Annotated in this window: 19 protein-coding genes; 7 read left to right on the top strand and 12 right to left on the bottom strand. The window is 53.2% G+C overall.

Features of this window, described 5'->3' with window-relative positions:
• Positions 1 to 240: 240 nt before the first annotated feature.
• From D3P07_RS04500 to D3P07_RS04510, 3 genes are all read left to right on the top strand, one after another.
• A complete protein-coding gene (locus D3P07_RS04500; RefSeq protein WP_119798855.1) occupies positions 241 to 1446 on the top strand; it encodes a quaternary amine ABC transporter ATP-binding protein in 1206 nt (401 codons plus the stop codon).
• Positions 1443 to 2282 carry an ABC transporter permease gene (locus D3P07_RS04505; protein ID WP_119798856.1) on the top strand — a complete coding sequence of 280 codons (840 nt, stop codon included), beginning with the start codon at positions 1443 to 1445 and terminating at the stop codon, positions 2280 to 2282. Before D3P07_RS04500 ends, D3P07_RS04505 begins: the two co-directional genes overlap by 4 nt.
• 131 nt (positions 2283 to 2413) lie before the next feature.
• Complete coding sequence (locus D3P07_RS04510; protein ID WP_119798857.1) at positions 2414 to 3307, top strand: glycine betaine ABC transporter substrate-binding protein; 894 nt, start codon at positions 2414 to 2416, stop codon at positions 3305 to 3307.
• An 87-nt stretch (positions 3308 to 3394) separates the two neighbouring features.
• On the opposite strand, the gene D3P07_RS04515 is transcribed toward D3P07_RS04510, so the two are convergent.
• The 5 genes from D3P07_RS04515 to D3P07_RS04535 form a co-directional block, all read right to left on the bottom strand.
• The gene (locus D3P07_RS04515; protein WP_119798858.1) at positions 3395 to 5515 is read right to left on the bottom strand and encodes a serine hydrolase domain-containing protein; all 2121 of its coding nucleotides are present in this window, start codon (positions 5513 to 5515) and stop codon (positions 3395 to 3397) included.
• 143 nt (positions 5516 to 5658) lie between these two features.
• Positions 5659 to 7587: an FAD-dependent oxidoreductase gene (locus D3P07_RS04520; protein WP_119798859.1), complete on the bottom strand. Its 1929-nt coding sequence runs from the start codon at positions 7585 to 7587 to the stop codon at positions 5659 to 5661.
• Positions 7588 to 7758: 171 nt separating this feature from the next.
• Complete coding sequence (locus D3P07_RS04525; protein ID WP_119798860.1) at positions 7759 to 9345, bottom strand: peptide chain release factor 3; 1587 nt, start codon at positions 9343 to 9345, stop codon at positions 7759 to 7761.
• 53 nt (positions 9346 to 9398) lie between these two features.
• Positions 9399 to 10955, bottom strand: a complete 1557-nt coding sequence (gene zwf, locus D3P07_RS04530) for a glucose-6-phosphate dehydrogenase (RefSeq protein ID WP_119798861.1) — start codon at positions 10953 to 10955, stop codon at positions 9399 to 9401.
• A gap of 288 nt (positions 10956 to 11243) precedes the next feature.
• A complete protein-coding gene (locus D3P07_RS04535; RefSeq protein ID WP_182914176.1) occupies positions 11244 to 12122 on the bottom strand; it encodes a YwmB family TATA-box binding protein in 879 nt (292 codons plus the stop codon).
• A gap of 310 nt (positions 12123 to 12432) precedes the next feature.
• Here D3P07_RS04535 and D3P07_RS04540 point away from each other — a divergent pair, with 310 nt between their 5' ends.
• Complete coding sequence (locus D3P07_RS04540) at positions 12433 to 12855, top strand: hypothetical protein (RefSeq protein WP_119798863.1); 423 nt, start codon at positions 12433 to 12435, stop codon at positions 12853 to 12855.
• 140 nt (positions 12856 to 12995) lie between these two features.
• Positions 12996 to 13745, top strand: a complete 750-nt coding sequence (locus tag D3P07_RS04545) for a hypothetical protein (protein WP_119798864.1) — start codon at positions 12996 to 12998, stop codon at positions 13743 to 13745.
• On the opposite strand, the gene D3P07_RS04550 is transcribed toward D3P07_RS04545, so the two are convergent.
• The gene (locus tag D3P07_RS04550; RefSeq protein WP_310732522.1) at positions 13739 to 15100 is read right to left on the bottom strand and encodes a molybdopterin molybdotransferase MoeA; all 1362 of its coding nucleotides are present in this window, start codon (positions 15098 to 15100) and stop codon (positions 13739 to 13741) included. The two genes, D3P07_RS04545 and D3P07_RS04550, sit on opposite strands and share 7 nt — an antisense overlap.
• A gap of 178 nt (positions 15101 to 15278) precedes the next feature.
• Here D3P07_RS04550 and mobB point away from each other — a divergent pair, with 178 nt between their 5' ends.
• Positions 15279 to 15833 (top strand): molybdopterin-guanine dinucleotide biosynthesis protein B, encoded by a 555-nt coding sequence (gene mobB / locus D3P07_RS04555; protein WP_182914177.1) that lies wholly within the window; start codon positions 15279 to 15281, stop codon positions 15831 to 15833.
• Here mobB and D3P07_RS04560 read toward each other — a convergent pair.
• From D3P07_RS04560 to D3P07_RS04585, 6 genes are all read right to left on the bottom strand, one after another.
• On the bottom strand, positions 15830 to 16480 hold the full coding sequence (locus D3P07_RS04560) for a response regulator (RefSeq protein ID WP_119798866.1): 651 nt from the start codon (positions 16478 to 16480) through the stop codon (positions 15830 to 15832). The genes mobB and D3P07_RS04560 overlap by 4 nt on opposite strands.
• 30 nt (positions 16481 to 16510) lie before the next feature.
• Positions 16511 to 17512 carry a sensor histidine kinase gene (locus D3P07_RS04565; RefSeq protein WP_119798867.1) on the bottom strand — a complete coding sequence of 334 codons (1002 nt, stop codon included), beginning with the start codon at positions 17510 to 17512 and terminating at the stop codon, positions 16511 to 16513.
• 129 nt (positions 17513 to 17641) lie between these two features.
• Positions 17642 to 18352, bottom strand: coding sequence for a PspA/IM30 family protein (locus tag D3P07_RS04570; RefSeq protein ID WP_119798868.1), 711 nt, complete (start codon positions 18350 to 18352; stop codon positions 17642 to 17644).
• A 4-nt stretch (positions 18353 to 18356) separates the two neighbouring features.
• Positions 18357 to 18857: a PspC domain-containing protein gene (locus tag D3P07_RS04575; RefSeq protein ID WP_182914178.1), complete on the bottom strand. Its 501-nt coding sequence runs from the start codon at positions 18855 to 18857 to the stop codon at positions 18357 to 18359.
• Positions 18845 to 19531, bottom strand: coding sequence for a PspA/IM30 family protein (locus D3P07_RS04580; RefSeq protein ID WP_119798870.1), 687 nt, complete (start codon positions 19529 to 19531; stop codon positions 18845 to 18847). Before D3P07_RS04580 ends, D3P07_RS04575 begins: the two co-directional genes overlap by 13 nt.
• A 39-nt stretch (positions 19532 to 19570) precedes the next feature.
• A complete protein-coding gene (locus D3P07_RS04585; protein WP_119798871.1) occupies positions 19571 to 19861 on the bottom strand; it encodes a LiaF transmembrane domain-containing protein in 291 nt (96 codons plus the stop codon).
• Between the two features lie 261 nt (positions 19862 to 20122).
• On the opposite strand from D3P07_RS04585, the gene D3P07_RS04590 reads away from it, so the two are divergent.
• The gene (locus tag D3P07_RS04590) at positions 20123 to 20689 is read left to right on the top strand and encodes a C40 family peptidase (RefSeq protein ID WP_119798872.1); all 567 of its coding nucleotides are present in this window, start codon (positions 20123 to 20125) and stop codon (positions 20687 to 20689) included.
• The last annotated feature ends 78 nt before the right edge of the window (positions 20690 to 20767 follow it).

Raw genomic sequence — 20767 nt, forward strand, 5'->3', positions numbered from 1 at the left:
AATCGTACGCCAAACCCCTTCAAACTTACTACAGCTATTGTAATCAATTGCCCTCTGAGATGTAAAGAAGGCAATCCGATCGAAAAACGGAGTTATCCGGAGTATTCTGTACGTAAAGTTTGTAAAGTTATAACTGTACACTCCTCACGCTAGCTCACGCTCTTTGACCATAACAAAGATATCCAACTACACTAGTAGAGTCGAATTTTTCCACGAGGGGGCACGAAAGGGGAACGTTAAATGGCGATTTTAGAAGCCAAACAGTTAACCAAAATTTTCGGAGATGATCCGAAAAAGGCCATACCGCTGCTGGAGAAAGGTTGGTCCAAAGAGAAAATATTGAAGGAAACGAAGCTGACCGTCGGCGTCAATCAAGCCGACTTCTCCATTGAATCCGGTCAGATCTTCGTTATCATGGGCTTGTCAGGCAGCGGCAAGTCAACGCTCGTACGGCTGCTTAACCGTCTCATCGAGCCGACGACCGGACAGCTTCTGTTCAACGGGAATGACGTTCTGCGGATGAACTCGGAGCAACTGCGCCAATACCGCCGGAAGAACATCGGCATGGTCTTCCAGAAGTTCGCACTCTTCCCTCATCGGACCGTCATTCAGAACATTGAATATGGGCTGGAGATCCAAGGGATTGAGAAGAAGAAGCGGCGGGAGATGGCGATGGAATCGCTGAAGCTTGTTGGGCTGTCGGGCTACGAGAACAGCTACCCGCATCAGCTCAGCGGCGGCATGCAGCAGCGCGTCGGGCTGGCACGGGGACTTGCCAATGACCCGGAAGTGCTGCTGATGGATGAGGCATTCAGCGCGCTTGATCCGCTGATCCGCAAGGATATGCAGGATGAACTTCTGGAGCTGCAGACCAAAATGAAAAAAACGATCGTGTTCATTACGCATGATTTGGATGAGGCGCTGCGGATCGGAGACCAAATCGCGTTAATGAAGGATGGCAGCATCGTTCAGATCGGTTCGCCGGAAGAAATATTGATGCAGCCGGCCAACAAATATGTGGAGCGGTTCGTTGAGGACGTCGATCTGTCGAAGGTGCTAACCGCATCTCACGCAATGGAGAAGGCCGAGACGATTACGATCGACAAAGGTCCGCGCGTCGCACTCCAATTCATGCGTGATCGAGGCGTATCCAGCCTGTATGTCGTCGACCGTTCGATGAAGCTGCTCGGGCTCGTATCGGCGGAAGATGCTTCAGCAGCCCTGAAAGAAGCGAAAGGGCTTGAGGACGTCATGCAGAAGGAAGTGCCTGTCACTTCCCCGGACTCGCTATTGAATGAATTGTTTGAAATGATGGGCAACGCGAAGCTGCCGGTTGCTGTCATCGATGACACCGGACGCCTCAAAGGCGTTGTCATCAAAGGCGCCGTGCTTGCCGCACTTGCGGGCAACGGCAACTCGCTGCTGGATGGAGGTGACTCCGAATGAATCTTCCTAAGATTCCGCTCGCAGATTGGATCGAGAGCATCGAGAAGTGGCTCGAAAACAATCTGGGGCCGCTGTTCGACTTCATCAGCATGATCATCGGCGGCACAGTGAACGGACTTGACGATGTGCTGAGAGGACTTCCTGCGCTCGTCATCATCGCTCTGTTCGTCGTGCTGGCCTGGTTCCTTGGCAAGTGGAAGATGGCTCTCTTTACAGCTGTCGGTATGCTCATCATTGAAAATCTGGGCTTATGGGGCCCGACGATGCAGACGCTTGCGCTCGTCCTGACAGCAGCCATCATATCCGTCGTCATCGGCGTACCGATCGGTATTTTATGTGCCAGAAGCAATGCTATGCAGAGAATCTTTACCCCCTTGTTAGACTTCATGCAAACGATGCCTGCATTCGTATATTTGCTTCCGGCCGTAACCTTCTTCCGCCTCGGCGTCGTGCCTGGCGTTATCTCATCCATTATATTCGCGATTCCGCCGACCATCCGCCTAACCAATCTGGGGATCAGGCAAGTACCGGGCGAACTGGTGGAAGCGGCTGACGCTTTCGGTTCTACCCCGCTCCAGAAGCTGTTCAAGCTGCAGCTGCCTATCGCCGTACCGACCATTATGGCAGGCATTAACCAGACGATAATGCTGTCTCTGTCCATGGTCGTTATCGCATCGATGATCGGCGCCCAAGGCGTCGGGGAATATGTCTACCGGGCAGTTACACAAGGCCGGACAGGTGTCGGCTTCGAGGCAGGACTTGCCATCGTAATCCTGGCCATTATACTGGACCGGCTTACGCAGAAGGTCGTTCAACGCACCGAAAAGCAATCCTGATGAATAAGCGCTTAATCTGCATTTTTAAAGTTAGCCTTATTGCTTTCGGAGCAATTATGCTTCACTAAACCAAAGGTTATGCATGCGATTTACAGTTTTCACAAAAACTTTTTTAGGAGTGATTTGATTTGATGAAGTTGAAAAAATGGAGTTTAATCGTAGCAGTAGTAACAGCTCTGGCTATGCTGGCAGCATGCGGAAGCGGCGGATCTAACGGAGACGGCAACAGCACCGCAAAAGATCCGAAGAAGGAGATCAAGCTGGCTTATGTGGCTTGGGATTCCGAGATCGCCAGCACCAATGTCGTCAAGGAAGTATTGGAGCAGAAGCTTGGCTACAAGGTCGACATGCTGCAGGTTGATGCAGGGCCAATGTGGTCCGGTATCGCTAATGGCAGCGCTGATGCAATGGTAGCCGCGTGGCTGCCAACGACTCATGAAACCTATGTGAAGGACAACGAAGGCAAATTCGAGGATCTAGGCCCGAATCTGAATGGTACTAAGCTTGGTCTTGTCGTTCCTTCTTATATGGACATTACGAGCATCGAAGACCTGAATGACGCGGTTGGCGATTCCGTCAAACACACCATCGTGGGCATTGAGCCGGGCGCTGGTCTGATGATGGCTACTGAGAAGGTTCTGGAAGAATACGGCTTGGCCGGTAACTGGAAGCTGCTCTCCAGCTCCTCTGCAGCGATGACGCAAGAATTGGAGAAAGCCTATTCGAACGAAGAACCGATTATCGTAACTGGCTGGACGCCTCACTGGAAATTCGCCAAGATGGATCTGAAGTATCTGGAAGATCCGAAGGGTGTATACGGACAGGATGAGCAAATCCACACTATCGTTCGCAACGGATTGAAAGACGACCAGCCGGAAGCCTACGCTTTCCTGGATGCTTTCGAATGGTCCCCTGATGACATGGCTGAAGTGATGATTCAAATCGTTGAAGGCGCATCTCCGGAAGATGCAGCAAAAGCATGGGTTGAAGCCAATTCGGACAAAGTAGACGCTTGGCTGAAGTAATCTGATATCCATGTTAGAATCTCTAGAAAGAATAAAGAAGAGGACACCGCACTAGCGGTGTCCTCTTCTGCTGTCTATCGCTGTCTGTTAAGCAGCTTCTTGCGCTTCAGCCGGAGGCGTCTCGGACTGAGGAGCCTGTGCTTGCTGCTGCATCGCGGCATAGATTTGATCAGTCGGAGAGAAGTTCAACGAGAACAAAATCGCCGCTTCTTCTGCACGGTTCAAGGTTTTGCCGGACAGGTAGTCGATCGTTCCGTCTTCTTGCGGCTGTACCTCAGGTCCGTGAATTTGGAACGCAATCAGCGTACGTACCGCATCAGCGGCCCACTCATCCGTGCCCGGTGCCAGCTTGATGCTTTGGAATACTTCAGGCTCATATTGTCCGACAATCATTCTCCACAGGATAGCCGCCGCTTCCTGGCGGGTAATCGCTTGATCTGGCTTGAAGCTGCCTTTACCATTGCCTTGAACGAGCCCGATCTCGAATGCTACTTGCACATAGCCCGCATTCGGATGGCCAGCCAAGTCCGTGAAGGCAGTCGGCTCCGTTTTGCTTGCGGGAACCGTAAAGAGCGTAAGCGCATTTTTCACAAATTCGCTTCTCGTTACAGCCTGTTCCGGTTGGAAGTTTTCGTTGCCTTTATTTGCGTAGTAGCCTAGCGATTGCAGAGCATGAATTGCGCGCGCGTATGGATGGTCTGCCGCAATGTCCGCATAGCCTGCTGCTGCGGCGCCTTTCATGGCATACCCGAACGGGTTAAGATACGGCTCCTTCATATAGAGCGCATTACCGTCGCTATCAAGCTTGAACGCTGTGAACTGATTGGTCAGTTGATCGACAAACAAGTTCTCGTCTACTTGCTTCAGTTCTCTTGTTCCCAGGATGGCATCATGAATCGTAAGCTTGGCTTCTCCTTGCACTGCAGACTTCAACACATTGAGTCGCAAGTCGGAATAATAGCCAGCAAACTTGGCTAACTGGTCAGGCTTCTCCTCGAATGCCTCCAGCTTTGCCGGTGCCGCATATTGCGGGAAGAATGTCGAGATGAACTGTGGGTAGAGCAAGTTGCGCAATGCTCCGTTTTGATTATAAGTCAGGAATACGCCCGTCTTTTGCTCAGGGATGAAAAATAAATAAGAGCTATAGCCGTTCAAATCCCCGGCTTTTGTAATGATTTTCGAGCTGCTGCCTGCACCCGGAATCTGGAATGGAGCCTCGAAGCCGTACGTAGTGTTTGGCATGAGCTCATGTATGGAGGAACGGTAAATCTCCATCTGCTTCACGGATTCCTCGGACAAGATGCGTCCTGTGCTCGATGTTCCACCGTTCAGGAATGCCAGCATAAACTTGCTCATATCCTCTGCCGTCGACAGCATGCCGCCATGCGGCATCACCGTTGGAGTGAGCGCGTACGGCTCAATCGGATTGTGCGCAGGTCCATAGCCGACAGCAAGATTATCCTTCATCTTGCCTTCAATCAGAAAACCGCTGCTCTCCATGCCAAGCGGCTCAAAGATATGCTTGTCTATGTAGTCGGCATATGGCTCTCCGCTTACATTCTCTACGATCAATCCCAATACCAGTGAAGCATAATTATCATACATATAGCTGCTGCCCGGCTCCCTTACCACAGGAGGTACATTCGCGCGGACATAATCGTCAATTTCGACTACTTTTTCAAAGTCGTTATGAATATCCTCCGGTTTCACGTCCTGAATCTGAAATCCAGTCGTATGTGTCAGCAGGTTTTCGATCGTAACCGGCTTATCGAAAGGATTGTTCAATGACAAGTCTTTCACATACTTCGTGAAATCATCCTGCAACCCAATCTTGCCCTGCTCGACCAATTGCATGATCGCTGACGCCGTGATGCTCTTGGACACAGATGCGATACGGAATACGGATGATGCCGGGTCTACCGCTTTTTTGCCTTCCTGATCAGCGTAGCCGTATCCCTTCTGCGCAAGCACTTGACCGTCTTTGACAATGACGACGGAAGCTCCGACATAATGTGGCTTGGTCGTCTCCGCCGCGAAGAAGTCATCCAGGAACGCTGTTGCACTCGCCGCATCCAACGTCTTGCCCGCAGCAGGCGAATCCGCTTCGGCAGCCGATGCCTGGAATGCCGGCGTCAGAAGCGTGAAGGACAACGCCGCCGCTACGACGGATTTGAACCAGAAAGAAGATCGTACCGATAAAGTTTTCAATCTCTCACTCCATTCCTTTATTTGCTAGACTCTATCCTATTTACGAGATTGGGGATTAAACCGTTTCATCAATTTGGCAGCAAAAAAAACAGCGACGCTATAAATAGCGCCGCCGGCTGCAAGTATGTCTTGCCTATTTTGCTTTAATAAATTACGCCTGTCGTGAAGGAAATCGCATCTTTGATCAGCATATACACATCGCCGTTGGTCAGGTTGTTCGGATCCTTAATCGTAGCAATCGTACCGTCAAGCAGCGTCCCGTTCGACTTCAAGCGCTCCAAAGCGCCTTCCTTCTGCGCTCCTTCTTCAAGCATAAGCGCAAGCGTATAAGCGGCCTGTTCAAGCGTAAGCGGTTGCTTGGCCGGCTCGTCCATGCCTTGAATAGCGGCATCCGCTGAATAAGGGAAGGCTTCGGCATGTGCTTTGGCCACGCCTTTCATATTCGTTAGCATGCGCTGCGGATTGGATGCAGCGTCCAACTGGAAGTCATTCGCATAGGCGCCTTGCGCAATGCCAATGCTTGCAGCAGCTTTAAGTCCCTCATAAGCCGGATGGCCGATGAACTTGTACGGCTCTGTCTTCGGAGCTTCCAGATCTACGCCCTGCTCTGTAAGCAGCGTCCGCAGCGACTTCACCATAGCCTCGTCCGCCGCCAGCTGGCGAAGCGTCACTTTCTCATCCATTGCAATCTTCACAGCCGCACCGGCTGCTTGTCCAGTAGCCATCCCCAGCGGCACTACGCGCGCGCTGCCGTGCGGAAGCGTATCGAAGCTTGCGGAACGCCCCACGACCAGCAAGCCGTCAACCGCTTGCGGAACCAATGCGCCGAATGGAACGCCATACAGCTTCGGCGCCATCAGCACCGTGCCGCGATCCGTCTTGGCCGACGATGTGCTCTGAATGTCGACCGGATAAGAGCCGAATGCAATATCATCCGGATGCGTCCGCTGCTCCAGCAGATCGATCATATTCAGACGGTACATGCCAACCAAGTGGCGCGTCTCGCGAATGTACAGCTCAGGAGCAAGCTCTCCAAGCTCAATCGTCTCAAATTCCGGATACAGCTTTTTCGCATGCTCCAGCATAAGCGGAATTTCTTTGCGGGCGATTTCGTAAGCTTCCTCTTTCGATGCCGGATCGAACGGATCTACGCCAAAAATTTGTACGGAGTTAACCAGCATCGACTCATCGTTTTGACGGCCAAGGTTAAAGCCGCGCGAGCGGATACGCTCAGGGTTCGTAGACGGGTAATCCCACATCTCAATATATCCCCATGCGCTCTCCTCGTTGGCGCCTGTGCCCGGATATTCATCATTGTTCAACCGATGTTTAATTTTGCCCCATACCTCAGGCGTGACATTCTTCAGCTTAAATACGGGCGTCACTGCCATCAGCAGCTTTGTATCACCGATATCCTCACGGCCGAATGTGAATTCGGCGCCTGCTGCGGCGGCGATGTCCGCATCCTGCGTGGCGTCAATGACTGCGCTGGAGTTAACGTTCATCTCCTTGCCATCGTTCATCGTCAGCTTGACGCCTTTCACCGTTGGTGTACCGTCGGAAGCCGCTTCAACAAGTGGTTCAATGGACTTGACGCCCATGCGCACTTCAATCAGCTTCTCCGCTTCCACCAATTGATGGAATGCATTGGCGGCTGTCGTAATGTCGAAGGAATCGCCTTCGATTAGATCGAACCATTCCTTAAATAATCCTTTATTGTAATAATCCTTGCCGTCCGGCATGCGGTTCATGTCAAGGCTGTTCAGCCAGCCGAGCGTGAACAAGCCGCCTAGAATGTCCCGATCCTTACCATCAACCAGCAATGTCTTCAAGCCGTTACGCGCAGCCGAGACCGCTGCGGTTACGCCTTCGGGATCCGTTCCGACCACAACAACGTCATATTGCTCCTGCGGCGTCTCCACTTGCGGGATTTCCGTAATCGTCGTCGGTTTCGGGGTTGGCAGAGCCGGTGTAGATGAATTCGGGCGTGTGGCGAACCACACAATCAAGACACATGCGGCAATGACCAAAATTCCTGCGGGTATTAACCATTTCAATTTACGATTTTTCATAATATTCCCTGGATGCACTCCTTTTGTGTTGCTTTTTTTCTATACCTCTATCAGTCTACCAAAACATAGAGTGCCTGTGGTTAATAATTTCTTAAGAGATTTGTAGAAAAACCTAAAGAATCCTCCTACGGGGCATTTTGCTTCCGCAGGAGGATTCTTATCCTAAGTAAATTATGGAGCCGTCTCCAAAAACTTGGAGCTCGGATTTTTGTCCATGGCTGTTCTCATCGCATATTCATTCTCGAACAAAGCAACATAATTGCCCTTCTTATCCTTGACCAGCGTAGAGTTGATCCGGAACTTGGAGGGATCGATCTGATCGTCCACAATCCATCTAGCGAATTGGAACGTCATCCGGTGCAGCTGGATATCAACGCCGTATTCAGCCTTCATGCGATGCTCGAATACCTCGAATTGCAGATGGCCGACAACGCCCAGAATCGTCTCATCGAAGTTGCCAGTCGAGTAGAACACCTGAATGGTGCCTTCCTCCGTCAACTGGTCGAGCCCCTTCTGGTACTGCTTATGCTTCAGCGCGTTCTTCACCGTAACTTTGGAGAAGATCTCCGGCGAGAAGGTCGGCAGCTCGTCGAATTCCACTTCCGAACCTTGCGAGAGCGAATCACCAATGCGGAAGATGCCGGGATCGAACAAGCCGATGATATCGCCCGGATAAGCTGTCTCTACAATATCGCGGTCTTGAGCCAAAAATTGCTGCGGCTGCGACAGCTTGATCTCTTTCTTATTGCGTACATGCTTAACGCTCATCCCCCGCTCGAATCGTCCCGAGCAGATGCGCAGAAACGCGATCCGGTCGCGATGGGCTGGATTCATGTTGGCTTGAATCTTGAACACATAACCGCTGAACTTCTCATTCGACGGCTCTATAGGACCTGACGTGCTGTTGCGGGAGGTCGGCTTCGGCGCAAGCTGCAGGAAGTTCTCCAGGAACGTCTGCACACCGAAGTTGTTCACGGCGCTGCCGAAGAAGATCGGCGTCAGCTCGCCCGCCTGTACCTTCTCGTAGTCGAACGGATCGCCCGCGACATCAAGCAGCTCCAACTCCGAGATCAACTGATCAGTCAGAAAATCGCCCGCCATCTCACGGATGATGGAATCGTTATAATCGCTAACCTTCCGCACTTCGATCGTGGAATGGTCTTGGCCTTGGAACAGCTCAACCTGTGACTTCATCCGGTCGTATACACCGCACAGCTCGCGTCCCATCCCGATCGGCCAGTTCATCGGCACAGAGCGGATGCCTAGCACCTGCTCCAGCTCTTCCATCAGCTCGAACGGACTTTTCCCTTCACGGTCCAGCTTATTGATGAACGTGAAGATCGGAATACCGCGCTTGCGGCATACCTGGAACAGCTTAATTGTCTGCGCCTCGACGCCCTTTGCGACGTCGATAAGCATGACCGCGCTGTCCGCTGCTGTCAGTGTACGGTACGTGTCCTCGGAGAAATCCTGGTGACCAGGGGTATCCAGAATGTTAACCCGATGGTCCAAATAATCAAATTGCATGACGGAAGACGTAACGGAGATTCCCCGTTGCTTCTCAATCTCCATCCAGTCCGACGTTGCGTGGCGGCTGGCCTTGCGCGCTTTGACGGACCCTGCAAGCCGAATGGCTCCTCCGAATAGGAGGAGCTTCTCGGTCAGGGTCGTCTTCCCTGCGTCAGGATGGGAGATAATCGCGAACGTGCGTCTTCTGTCCACTTCCTGTTTAATTTCATCGCTTAATGATTGACTCATGCTTGCCTTCCCTTCACGTTATGCAAGGTTTACGACAGCGAAAAGCGCAGATGCTACTTGCCGCTGTTCGTGATCCAGATGACATTGTCTTCTTCCTGGCCATTCACCGGCCACCAATGGAAGCCCTCTTCGTCCAGCAGTCGTCCTGCCTCTTCAGGGCCCCACGATCCTGCCGGATAGAAAGCGAGATCGCTCTTCTCTTCCCGCCATGCTTGCGCGATGCGGTCGACGAATTCCCACGCATGGGACACTTCATCCCAGCGGGTGAAATAGGTGGAATCGCCGCGTGCCGCGTCATGAATGAGACGCTCGTACGCTTCCGGCGTATTGATGCCGATCTGACAGCTTTGGCAGAACTCCATCGATACAGGCTGTACCGCATTGTCCGATCCCGGCTTCTTGGCATTGATCTTGATATAGATGCCTTCCATCGGATTGACGCGGATAACCAGCAGATTCGGTGCCAGATCATGGCGCTGTGCGAACAGCACATTATTCGGCATCGACTTGAATTCCACAACGACTTCCGTCGTCTTCACAGGCATGCGCTTGCCCGTACGAATATAGAATGGAACGCCTGCCCAGCGGAAGTTGTCGACGAATACTTTCGCCGCAAAATACGTCTCGGTCGCCGATTCTGGATCCACGGAATCCTCTTGGCGGTAGCCAGGCAATTCCTTGTTCCCTACTTTGCCTTCCGAATATTGTCCGCGAACGACATGCTTGCGCACGTCATCGCCGGAAGTATAACCCCTCAGCGAGCGAAGCACCTTCACCTTCTCGTCGCGAATATCCTCACCATGCAGTCGGCTTGGCGGTTCCATTGCAATCATGGTCAGCATCTGGAGCATATGGTTCTGTCCCATATCTCTCAGCGCGCCGGACTTGTCGTAGTAGCCTCCGCGTTCCTCGACGCCTACCGTCTCCGATAGCGTAATCTGAACGTTGGCAATATGGTTATTGTTCCACAACGGTTCAAAAAATGCATTCGCAAAGCGGATAACTTGAATATTCTGAACCATTTCCTTGCCGAGATAATGATCAATACGGAAGATCTCTTCCTCTTTGAACACCTGGTTAAGCTGCTCGTTGAGCTTCTGCGCGGACGGCAGATCGTAACCGAACGGCTTCTCAATCACAAGGCGATGCCAGCCCTTCGACTCCAGCAGTCCTCCATCGCGAAGATTGAAGGATACAGGTCCGAACAAGGAAGGCGCAAGCGCCAAATAGAACAAGCGATTGCCCGGAATGTCGAATTTGTGGTCCAGCTCCGTAGACAATGCATCCAGCTCGCGGAAGCCGTCGACGTTGTTGATGTCGAGGGACATATAGACGAAATGCTCTGTGAACCGGCTCCACAGCTCGGCGTCATCCGCCTTGTAGCGGCAGAATTCATTGATGGAATCATACAGATCAGAACGGAATTGCTCGTTTGTACGGGGACGGCGCGCAAGGCCGACGACCGCGAAGTTTTCCGACAGCTTGCCTTCTTTATATAAACTGAATAGCGCCGGGAACAGCTTGCGCCGGGCCAAGTCGCCGGTCGCACCGAATAGATAATAGACGGCGCCCTCTGGTGAGATCGAATCTACAGTCGTATTGTAAGTCATATGCCTCATTCTTTCTATGGAATTTTTATACGAATTACATGTTATGTAGTGTAGCATATTCACCCTTTTTTCGCCATTGAACGGCTCATAAAAAATAATGATGAGTTGCACAAGTTCTTCTGATTGCAGAATAATCAGAAGTTTGTGGAATCATCGGTTTTTCAAATGGCTGCAAAATCAATCGGAAAGGCGCCAAGATCGATATGCCACACAGGAACTGGCGTATGGTGCTGCACCGGGATTGCCTCATTCTTGGATGTCTGAGGAATGCCCGGAGAGATATTCGTTTTAATGGGCCGCCAACAGCTCATCAGCCGGTTCTTCAGCTGCTTCGACAGCACCGAATTCTCCCGTAATGAGCGGTACGCCAATCGTCAGCTCCGTAGACTGCATCTCCGTATGCTCGTGAACGGCAATCTGAAGATTCGCCGTTCTCCCTCTTCCGATCGGCTGGGACGTCTGCAAGAGCGCCGAGCTGTATGTGGTGCTTCGCGTTCCGCGATCCTGGTATTCCTCCAGTGCTTTGCCCTGCGACAGCCGCTCAAGACGCGAAGCCATCTCGGGACTTGATACAAATCCATGCGACTTTACACTCCCGGTCACATGCTGCGATATTTGCCCGATTCTTCCCGCAATCCCCTTCACATCGGCAACAAGCTCATTCAACCGCGCATCGCTGTCCGCATCACGATCCAGCATGACCATCAGCCGCGCCCCGGATTCCGTCTCTTCCACCATATGCAGCGAGAGCACGCCCCCTTGTCCCAACCAACGTCCTTGCATCGTCTTTCCTTCATTCAACACCTTTCTCTCGGTCGGTTTTCCATCTGGATCGACAAACAGCAGTTCCGCCAAACGTTCATAATCACCGGGTACCGCTACATCTACCTGCCAGCGCAAATGCCAGTCCGCGGTAGAAGCGCCGCCCTGCATCGTTTCGTCTGCCCACCCCCATAGCTTGGACAAATCATGCGAAAGCTGGTTTATAGCAGGCTGGTTTTGGGTATCGGACTTGGAGAGAAGGAGTGCAAGGAGAATAAGAATCGTCAACAGGACGAATGCGCCCGCCATGCCAAAAAAACGATTTTTACGAGCCGGCTTTCGCTTGGCAGCTTGCGCCGAGGAAGCCGTGCCAAGATGAAGCGCCGATTTTTCCGGAATATACATACCATTGCCTCCCATGCAATTGGCTTATAGAGGTTGTTCAACAAGTCCGCCTTTGATCACGAAGCAGATTAGGAAGTCTACTCGACATCGATATGACATTCAGCCGGAACTTCCGGTGCTCACAAAAGCTTCCACTACGCTCCGCTCCTCATTTCCTAGCTTCATCCCATCTTCTGCAGCGTTTTGAAAAAACGCATCATCGGAAGCATAAGCTCATGTGCTGAAAACCGGACTTTGAACACGACTTATACACGTTCGCCCTGCTGGTGAATACACTGGTTGCAACAATACTGGCGAGGTGACAGATGGAATGGAGCAGATTTATCCACTGAGAGAAGAAGTATTATCGACTTATGGCGGGATGCCGGTGGTGGTGTTCTCCAAGTCAGGCTACAGACAGCTTGGAATCATTCGTTCTTGCCAAAGCGGCAAGCTGGTTCTCGGCAATCCATATAGCAGCTGCGGTGCCGCTTATTACGCAAGAGTAAACCGCGACTCTACTGCGACAGAAGCGGATCAATCTCCACGCAAGACCGAGATGGAGCTGCCGGTGTCAGCAGCAGGCAAAAAGAACGGGAAAAAGAAAAGGGCAAAGGCCGCGGGACTGAACCATTCCCCTACTAAATACGCTTCCAAGGGCCATAATCCTTCCTTGTCCGCGCACGAAGAAAGCCCCGACGACACGCTTAAGCTTGACCTGGACGACATTGCTTTTGTGTTCCTGATCGTGTAATCGACAGAAGCCGCGCACCGAAGAAGCATTTCCCTCCGTTTTCGCTTGCAATCGCCAAGCTTCGCCTCCGCCATTCGCCAGCCTTCTCGTCCTGCTTAAGCTATGATGAGCTTAAAAATATTTTGGGGGGAGGACCGAAAATGACCCACTACACTCGGGCTATACGAGGCATTGAGAGAACGATGCATTATACTAAGCTGCAGCCGGTGAACCGCTACGCGGCGTATCGCCTGACCAGCTTTGAGCAGGTTTCCGTCGTGCAAAGAGAGGATTGGAACCGGATATATAGCGATGCGGCGGACAGCGCAGCCGTATGGCTGCGACAAGCGCAAGAGGCGCAGAAGCGGCTCGACCGCATGCTGCAAGAGCTTGGCCGCGACAGCGGCATACGAAACGCCTCATTCGTCCATTCGCGGATCGATGAGCTGGTGGGTATGATCAATGAACTGGGGAGCAGCTTCCGCTCGCATGAAGACCGGTTGCAGCCGGAAGTATGGGAAGCGGTCGAGCTGGCGCTGCGCCACCCCGCCCAGGAGCAGCTTGGCATTCGTAGAGGTTCGGATGGCCAGCTTCGCTGGGAGGGTTCGATGGTTGCTTCGGCTGAGCGTGAAGCGACAAGAAACCATGCCTCAAAGGCTGAAGCCGGAGCGGACCGCCAAGAGCTGCCGGACATTCTGGGAGACAGCAGCAAGCTGCGCAGGCTGCTGCTCGGCGCAGACGGCTTCATTCAAGGTTTGAAGCATGCCCTGACCTTCGCGGAGCAGCGCCAATCCATCGACCTGCTTCGCCTGCCCTTTACAACCGCCTATCCCTATGCCATGTATTACGGCGCAATGCAATCCTATTGGCCGCTTCCCATGCGAGGGGTCGTCTTGAACAAATATTATTGAGGCAGAAGCCATGCTTCGACGATACTTCCTGCTGCGGCACCGTTCCGTCCTGACGGAATAACAGCAATCGCTTCCGCATCGGCAATAGAAGCCGTCATGCTCGACTTGCCGAAGGCAAGCGGATCGGCATATATTCTGCCGTCTTCACCGTACTGCAGCGAGACACGAATATAGCGGTCATGCGGACTGCCCTTCCCGATCTCACGAGCCAATACTGCCTTCCATTTGCGATGCTGCGGTGAAGGGTCGCCCTGCATAGCACGCAGAGCAGGAGCGGCGAATAGCTCGAAGCCGACGAAGCAGGCTCCGGGATTGCCGGATAGCGCCAGGACAAGCTTTCCTCCCATCCACGCTGCCGATGTCGGGCTTCCCGGCCTCATCGATACGCGGTTGAACAAGAGCCGCTCCTGGGAAACCCCGGACAATTGCTGGGCCGGCTCGCAGGGGCTCAGCCCCCGTAGCAGCATAGCCATCGCATCATAATCGCCGACCGACACGCCGCCTGTCGTCACGATCATATCCGCTTCCGCCCCAATGCCGAGAAGCGCCTCGCGCACTGCCTCCGGCTCATCGGGGAGCGCGCCGCACAGCAGCGGCTCGCCCCCATGCTGGCGGATCATGGCCGCGACCATCGGGCTGTTGCTGTCGCGGATGAGGCCCGGCGCGAGCGGAGCGGCCACGGGGAGCAGCTCGCTCCCCGTGGCGAATACCGCGACGCGGGGGCGCTTGTATACAGGCACGTCGGCATAGCCGAACGTGCCCAGCAGCGCAATATGGCCCGGCCGCAGCAGCTCGCCGGGCTCAGCGATAGGGCTCCCCAGGCGGAATTCCTCGCCCTGGGGAGCCACGTTCTGCCCGGGGCGGGCGGCGGCCTTCACCAGCGCCGTCCGTTCGTCCCCGGCCATGCCCTCCGCGGTCTGCTCCAGCATGACGACCGCGTCGGCCCCCTGGGGCACAGGCGCGCCGGTCATGATGCGCGCAGCAGTGCCCGGCTGTACGGCCGCCAGGGCGGGCTCGCCCGCCGCGACCGTGTCTATGACGCGCAGCGCCGCCGGGGACTCCGGCGACGCCTGCGCCGTATCTGCCGCGCGCACGGCATAGCCGTCGAGCCCGGCGCGCGCGAAGGGCGGCCAGTCGCTTGTCGCGAGCAGCTGCTGCGCGAGCCGACGGCCGCCGGCTTCCGCAAGCGGCACCTGCTCGATTGCGGCCCGCGCCGCAGCGGCAAGCACGCGCCCCTGCGCCTCATCCACCCTGATCGCGCGCCGGTTGAACCGCCCGTCGCTCCCCCCGCTCCTCATGCTGTCCAAGCTTATATCCTCTGCCACCCGGATTCCCCCAACCCTGTAATGTATCATTTTCCGTAATTCCCTAAATAATTGCTCTTATTGTAACATAGCGAGTGTACAGGTTGGATATGGCGTTCTTAGCCAAAACAGCATTAAGCGGCTCTAACCACGTATATGATACACTTGATCGTAATGCGAGATATTACCGATATACGAATACATATCTAACTACAAGGAGGCCCTTCCCTTGAGTCATCATACAGCCTTTATTATTCAATTCGTTGGATACAAAAACACCGGCAAGACCACCTCGGTCTGCCGGTTAACGGAGAAATATAAGAGAAAAGGGCAACGCGTCGGCACGATCAAGCATGACGCGCATGACTTCCAGATCGATACGCCGGGCACCGACACCTGGCAGCACCAGGCTGCGGGAGCCGACGTCACCGCCATCACCTCTGCCAGCCGTACTGCTATTCTGAAGTCGTCAGGCACCGAGCTGGACTCGTTAATCGCTGCAATGGCGCAAGACGTTGACATTATTCTGATCGAAGGCTTCAAGTCAGCGCCTTATCCCAAGATCGTCTTTGCCCGCGAAGCTTCCCAGCTTGCCTTGCTGCAAGCAATCAGCCAGCCCATAGCGCTGGTATGCTGGCCAGAGGCCTTGGCAACCGCAGCCGAAGGGAGGCCCGATGCCGAATGGGGCCTTAGCTCGGAGCCTCTTCTGCCCGTCATCCCGATTGATGACGTTGACGCTCTGTTCACCCTGCTTGAAAATCGCAGGCACAGCATAACGCCCTAGTCTGCAATCCCTTGCTTATGGGCGTAGATCGCAGCTTGCGTGCGGTCCTCCACATTCAGCTTGTTGAAGATATTCGTCACATGGAATTTAACGGTCTTCACACCGATAAAGAGCTCGTCCGCTATCTCCTGATTGGACTTGCCCTGCGCAACCCGCTTCAGCACATCCATCTCCCGCTCGGTCAGATCATCATGCAAGCGCGGCTGCTCCTGCTGCTTCGGCGCGCGGAACCGGTTCATCATCTTGGCCGCTACCTGCGACTCCAGCACGGATTGTCCCCTAGCAGCAGCGCGGATCGCTTCCGCAATCTCACTTGCACGGGAAGTCTTCAGCAAATAGCTGAACGCTCCGGCTTCGATAACCGGATATATTTTGCTGTCATCGATAAAGCTCGTAAGTACAATGACTTTGCAATCCGGATGGGTCTCCAGCAGCTTGGCTGTCGTCTCCACGCCGTCCATCCCCTCCATAACCAGATCCATCAGGACGACATCCGGCCTGTAGGACTGTGCCAATCGGATGCCGTCCACGCCATTGCTGGCTTCCCCTACAACTTCAATTCCATCTTCAGTATCAAGCACGGCCGCAAGTCCGATCCGAACCATCTCGTGATCGTCAACCAGCAGTACCTTAATCGGTTCCTCCATATGTCCCGCTCCTTTCGCTATGCTTCTATCTTAACTCCCTGCCTTAAGTCCGTCCATCGGCACCCACAGATGAATCGTTGTGCCTTCTCCCGGCTGCGAGATCACCTGAAGGGAACCCCCAAGCTCGCTTACCCGCTCTTCCATCGTCAACAAGCCGTAAGACGTCTGCTTCTTCGCTTCCAGATCGAAGCCGACTCCATTATCCTGCAAGGTCAAATGCACCTTATTGTCCAATCGAAGCAACCGGATGCGCATGCTGCCCGCCTTGGAGTGACGAAGTGTATTGGAGAGCGCCTCTTGAGCAATACGGAACAGATGATCCTCCGTCTGCGGCAGCAGGACAATCGATTCATCGACCTCCAAAATAATTTCCATCGGCACTTTCTGCTTTAATTCGTCAATCAGCGTCGTTAAAGCCTGTCCCAGATTTTTGCCGTCCAGATGAACCGGACGAAGATGAAGCAGAAGCGCTCTCATCTCGGACTGCGCGACCGCGGCCATCTCCTCGATCAGCTGCACTTGTCGCTTCGCCCGCTCCCAGTCCCGCTCAATCGTACGGCTGACCGCAGTCGCCGTCATGGAGATCGCGAATAACTGCTGGCTGACCGCATCATGCAGCTCGCGCGCAAGACGCTGGCGTTCCTCTAGCACCGCCGTGAATCTCACCTTTTCGGTCCACTGCGGATCGCTCTCCCGCTCGTGATCGTCATCCCCTGCGTCCGACGGATGATCGTTCAGGGTTACGGAATAACGTCGCTTGCGCTGCTGCTCGGTAAGACGCTTGAGCCTGGCTTTCAGCTTGGAGTTTTGCAGATAGCCGTTAAGCGCCGCCACCGCAAGTCCCGCACCGACCAGGCCGAGACCTGTAATTGCCCACCTGCCCTGCAAGATGAACGGCTCGACGATATCAAGCCCCTGCAGCAATATGACGACCAATGACGCTATAATGAGCAGCCAAAGCAGCGTCTCCACTACGTTGCGTCGTCTTGCGGCCTTACCTTGTTCTCCGGTGTTTTTTTCCTGATCCTGCATGCCTACAGCTCCTTATGTAACCGGGCATTATGCATGATGCAATGCTCGGCTATGCTCGCGAATCCGCTAATGAAAGCATGAAAGAGCAGACCGGTAGCCGGTCCGCTGCTTCCATCCTTTATAGGGTCTTTATTCCGTTTCCGCCTTGCTAGGAGCCGATCCGTTCATCTTGCTCTTAAGAGCCTCCAGTTGCTCATCCACTTTCATACGCTTCTCAAGGTCAACTGCATTTACCGGGGCGGATGTACTGCCGCCACTGTAGGAAGAGTAAGGTGTACGAAGCACATCCGCTTCCGCTTCCAACTGCATGATCTTCTCTTCCATCCGGTAGAAGCCGCGCGATGCTGTGCCGCTGTCGATCGTATGGTTCGAGCTCAGCTGAGCCATTTGCTTCTGAGCCTTCGCCACTTGAGCGCGGGACGCCAGCTCATTGCGCTTGTTGCGAAGCTGGTAGAACTCTTCTTTCATGGAGTGCAGCTGCCCAAGCAGCTCTTCTGCCTGCCCTTTTGCTTGAGCATGAAGATCTGTGTATTCCACAACCTTCTGATCGAAGTACAATTTTTCCTCCAACAGCTTGCGAGTCAATTCCTCTTGGCCTGCCCGAAGTGCTGCTTCCGCTTTGGACTCGCGCTCTGCCGCATTGCGTACAGAGTCGTCCAGGCGCTGCTTCATGCGGCGCTCATTCGCCATTTGCTTGGCTACTGTTACTTCTGCTTGATGAATCTCGGATTCCATATCTCTCAGGTATTGATTAAGCATTACTACCGGATCTTCCAGCTTGTCCAGTACCTCGTTCATAGACGCTTTTGTCATATCCTTCATTCTTTTAAAGATTCCCATTGTATTATTCTCCCTTCTCCTGTTTCGCTAATTTTTCTTTCAGTTCTTCGATTTCGCGGCGCAATGCCTTTTTCTCCAGATCGTCCATCATGCTATCAAATTGCGAGCCTGCAGCAGGCTCTTCCTTACCGTATGAAGTACCCCAATTGTTCGGAGGCGTATTGTTCTGATATTGGTTGAAACCGCCGTTGTAACCCGTGTGAGGACCGTGTTGCGGACCGTTTTGAGGGCCGTAGCCGCCACCAAAACCGCCGCCGTAGCCATTGTTATGCCCATTGCCGTAGCCATTGGGGCCGAACCCGCCGTAGATGGGCGGCTCTTTCGGTACAACCATGCCAGCGATAATGTAGATGAAGATGGCCATACCGCTCGATAGGACAGTGATGACGATGAGCAGTATTCGAATAAGTGTGGCATCCACATTCAACATTTCACTTAGCCCGCCGCACAGGCCGAGCAATTTCTTATCCCGTCTGGAGCGATATAGCTTTTTCAAGACGACCATCCCTCCTTCTCAAGCTTGCGTTTCAACTCGGCAAGCTCGCGTTCGATCACGGACTTGACCGTGTTGCCAGTACCGCCTTGATCAAACTCTCTACCCATTCTTCGCACATCCCGCAAGCTTCTGGCTTCCTGCTCCAGATCGCTGATACGGTCTTCCATTTGGCGGAACATCGTGCCTGGGTGAGCTCCGTCGGATACGCCTCCCTGTACTCTGCTGTTCAGGCGCTGCTGCAATCTGACGGATTCCATACGTGCTGCATAATATTCGCGCTTATCGTATACCGTCTGGTATTCGCTGCGCATCTCCCGCAATTGCTCTTCCAGATCCTGCGTATTTTGCCGGCTTTGCTCATAGAGCTCTCTGTACTGTGCGGAACGTTCCTCGCAGCTTGCCTTCTCATGAAGAGCAATCCTCGCCATGTTCTCTTCTCCAGCCTTGAGCGCTGTCATCGCTTGCTGCTCGCGGCGTTCCTTCTGTGCTTCAGCCTGCAGCCACTGCGACCGGAGATGGTTGCTGTGATTCGCATATTGCTGATGGAGCTTCTCAGCCTGGATGATATCCTCCCTCGTCGACCAGAGGAACTGATCAATCATCCGCACCGGATCCTCCGCTTTCTCCAATCTCTCGTTCAACGTTGCGACTGTAATGTCCCGGATACGACGTGCAATGCTCATCTATATATCCTCCTAACCCAGTTATCTATACTTCTTATATTAATAGGATCTCTTGTTTCTGAACAGCGATACGCCGACTGCGATAAGCCCGATGGCCAGCAAGAGCATGAAGATTCCGCCGAGCTTGCCCAGCAGCATCACGCCACCAATCGCGATCAGTACGCCGCCGATTATTTTCTTATTGTTCATCCACCCTACTACGCCGAAGCCGATCAGGATGAACGGAAGCAGAAGTCCAAATATCCAACCCAGATTAATATTGAATACGTTCAAAACGGCCAGGCCGCCAATGACAATTAGCAAGACACCAAGTGCGCTTTTTCCATTCATGTCCAAATCTCTCTCCTTTCTTCTATTAGAATTCTTTCATTTTTGATGATTCAACCTTGTTCAGCAGCTCTTGCTTATGTACTTAGTATAGATCGTTCAAACCCTTTATAAAACGGACTTTCGGCGGTTTTTGAACTAGACTTAAGTCGAGTCGCTTCCCCGCCTTAAGAGGCGGAATTGGGCAACGGACCATATTTTGTGGGGTTAAAACGGTTCCAAACCCTATGTTACGGTAGTTGTACCAACCAGGAGGTGCAAACAATGAAACAAAACATATTCGCAAAAACACTTATTGCAGGAGCCGTTACAACCGCATTGCTTGTAACAGGAATTACACCGCTTCAACATGGCGCGGATACGGCATACGCCGCAACAGCGTCAAGCAAATCTGCCAAGATTGAAGCAGCCATTAAGCTCGGCGGCAAGTATATGGGTACGCCTTACGAATTCGGATCGAGCCGCAGCAATACAAGAACCTTTGATTGCTCCGATTTCGTCAAGCATATCTTTAAACAAGCGGCAGGAAAAACACTGCCCGGATCTTCCGCTACTCAAGCAAGCTACGTGAAGAAGCATTCCACAGTGAAGAAAAGCTGGTCCAGCCTGAAGCGCGGCGATCTGGTATTCTTCATGTCTTACAAAGGCTCCAAAGCATCCAGCTACTCCAGGATCAACAAGTCGAAGCAAAAGGTAACACATGTCGCTTTGTACCTGGGCAACGGTAAAGTGCTGCACACGTATTCCAAGAAAAGCGGCGGCGTACGCGTTGACTCCATCAAGGGCACTCAGTGGGAACACCGCATGATCTTCGGCGGCAGCGCGCTGTAGTGGTTGGATGATACAGCAATATGGAAGATAACGAAGTTCATTTCAAAAAATGCCGAAGGGGCCTGCTACACACGCTCC

Origin of the sequence: Paenibacillus sp. 1011MAR3C5 (assembly GCF_003591485.1) — a bacterium.
GTDB lineage: Bacteria > Bacillota > Bacilli > Paenibacillales > Paenibacillaceae > Pristimantibacillus.

Excerpts from the sequence above, each read along its gene's own strand:
- D3P07_RS04500 (WP_119798855.1), top strand. The coding sequence starts at position 241 with ATGGCGATTTTAGAAGCCAAACAGTTAACCAAAATTTTCGGAGATGAT.
- D3P07_RS04505 (WP_119798856.1), top strand. The coding sequence starts at position 1,443 with ATGAATCTTCCTAAGATTCCGCTCGCAGATTGGATCGAGAGCATCGAG.
- D3P07_RS04510 (WP_119798857.1), top strand. The coding sequence starts at position 2,414 with ATGAAGTTGAAAAAATGGAGTTTAATCGTAGCAGTAGTAACAGCTCTG.
- D3P07_RS04520 (WP_119798859.1), bottom strand. The coding sequence starts at position 7,587 with ATGAAAAATCGTAAATTGAAATGGTTAATACCCGCAGGAATTTTGGTC.
- D3P07_RS04525 (WP_119798860.1), bottom strand. The coding sequence starts at position 9,345 with ATGAGTCAATCATTAAGCGATGAAATTAAACAGGAAGTGGACAGAAGA.
- zwf (WP_119798861.1), bottom strand. The coding sequence starts at position 10,955 with ATGACTTACAATACGACTGTAGATTCGATCTCACCAGAGGGCGCCGTC.
- D3P07_RS04535 (WP_182914176.1), bottom strand. The coding sequence starts at position 12,122 with ATGTATATTCCGGAAAAATCGGCGCTTCATCTTGGCACGGCTTCCTCG.
- D3P07_RS04540 (WP_119798863.1), top strand. The coding sequence starts at position 12,433 with ATGGAGCAGATTTATCCACTGAGAGAAGAAGTATTATCGACTTATGGC.
- D3P07_RS04545 (WP_119798864.1), top strand. The coding sequence starts at position 12,996 with ATGACCCACTACACTCGGGCTATACGAGGCATTGAGAGAACGATGCAT.
- D3P07_RS04550 (WP_310732522.1), bottom strand. The coding sequence starts at position 15,100 with ATGATACATTACAGGGTTGGGGGAATCCGGGTGGCAGAGGATATAAGC.
- D3P07_RS04560 (WP_119798866.1), bottom strand. The coding sequence starts at position 16,480 with ATGGAGGAACCGATTAAGGTACTGCTGGTTGACGATCACGAGATGGTT.
- D3P07_RS04565 (WP_119798867.1), bottom strand. The coding sequence starts at position 17,512 with ATGCAGGATCAGGAAAAAAACACCGGAGAACAAGGTAAGGCCGCAAGA.
- D3P07_RS04570 (WP_119798868.1), bottom strand. The coding sequence starts at position 18,352 with ATGGGAATCTTTAAAAGAATGAAGGATATGACAAAAGCGTCTATGAAC.
- D3P07_RS04575 (WP_182914178.1), bottom strand. The coding sequence starts at position 18,857 with ATGGTCGTCTTGAAAAAGCTATATCGCTCCAGACGGGATAAGAAATTG.
- D3P07_RS04580 (WP_119798870.1), bottom strand. The coding sequence starts at position 19,531 with ATGAGCATTGCACGTCGTATCCGGGACATTACAGTCGCAACGTTGAAC.
- D3P07_RS04585 (WP_119798871.1), bottom strand. The coding sequence starts at position 19,861 with ATGAATGGAAAAAGCGCACTTGGTGTCTTGCTAATTGTCATTGGCGGC.
- D3P07_RS04590 (WP_119798872.1), top strand. The coding sequence starts at position 20,123 with ATGAAACAAAACATATTCGCAAAAACACTTATTGCAGGAGCCGTTACA.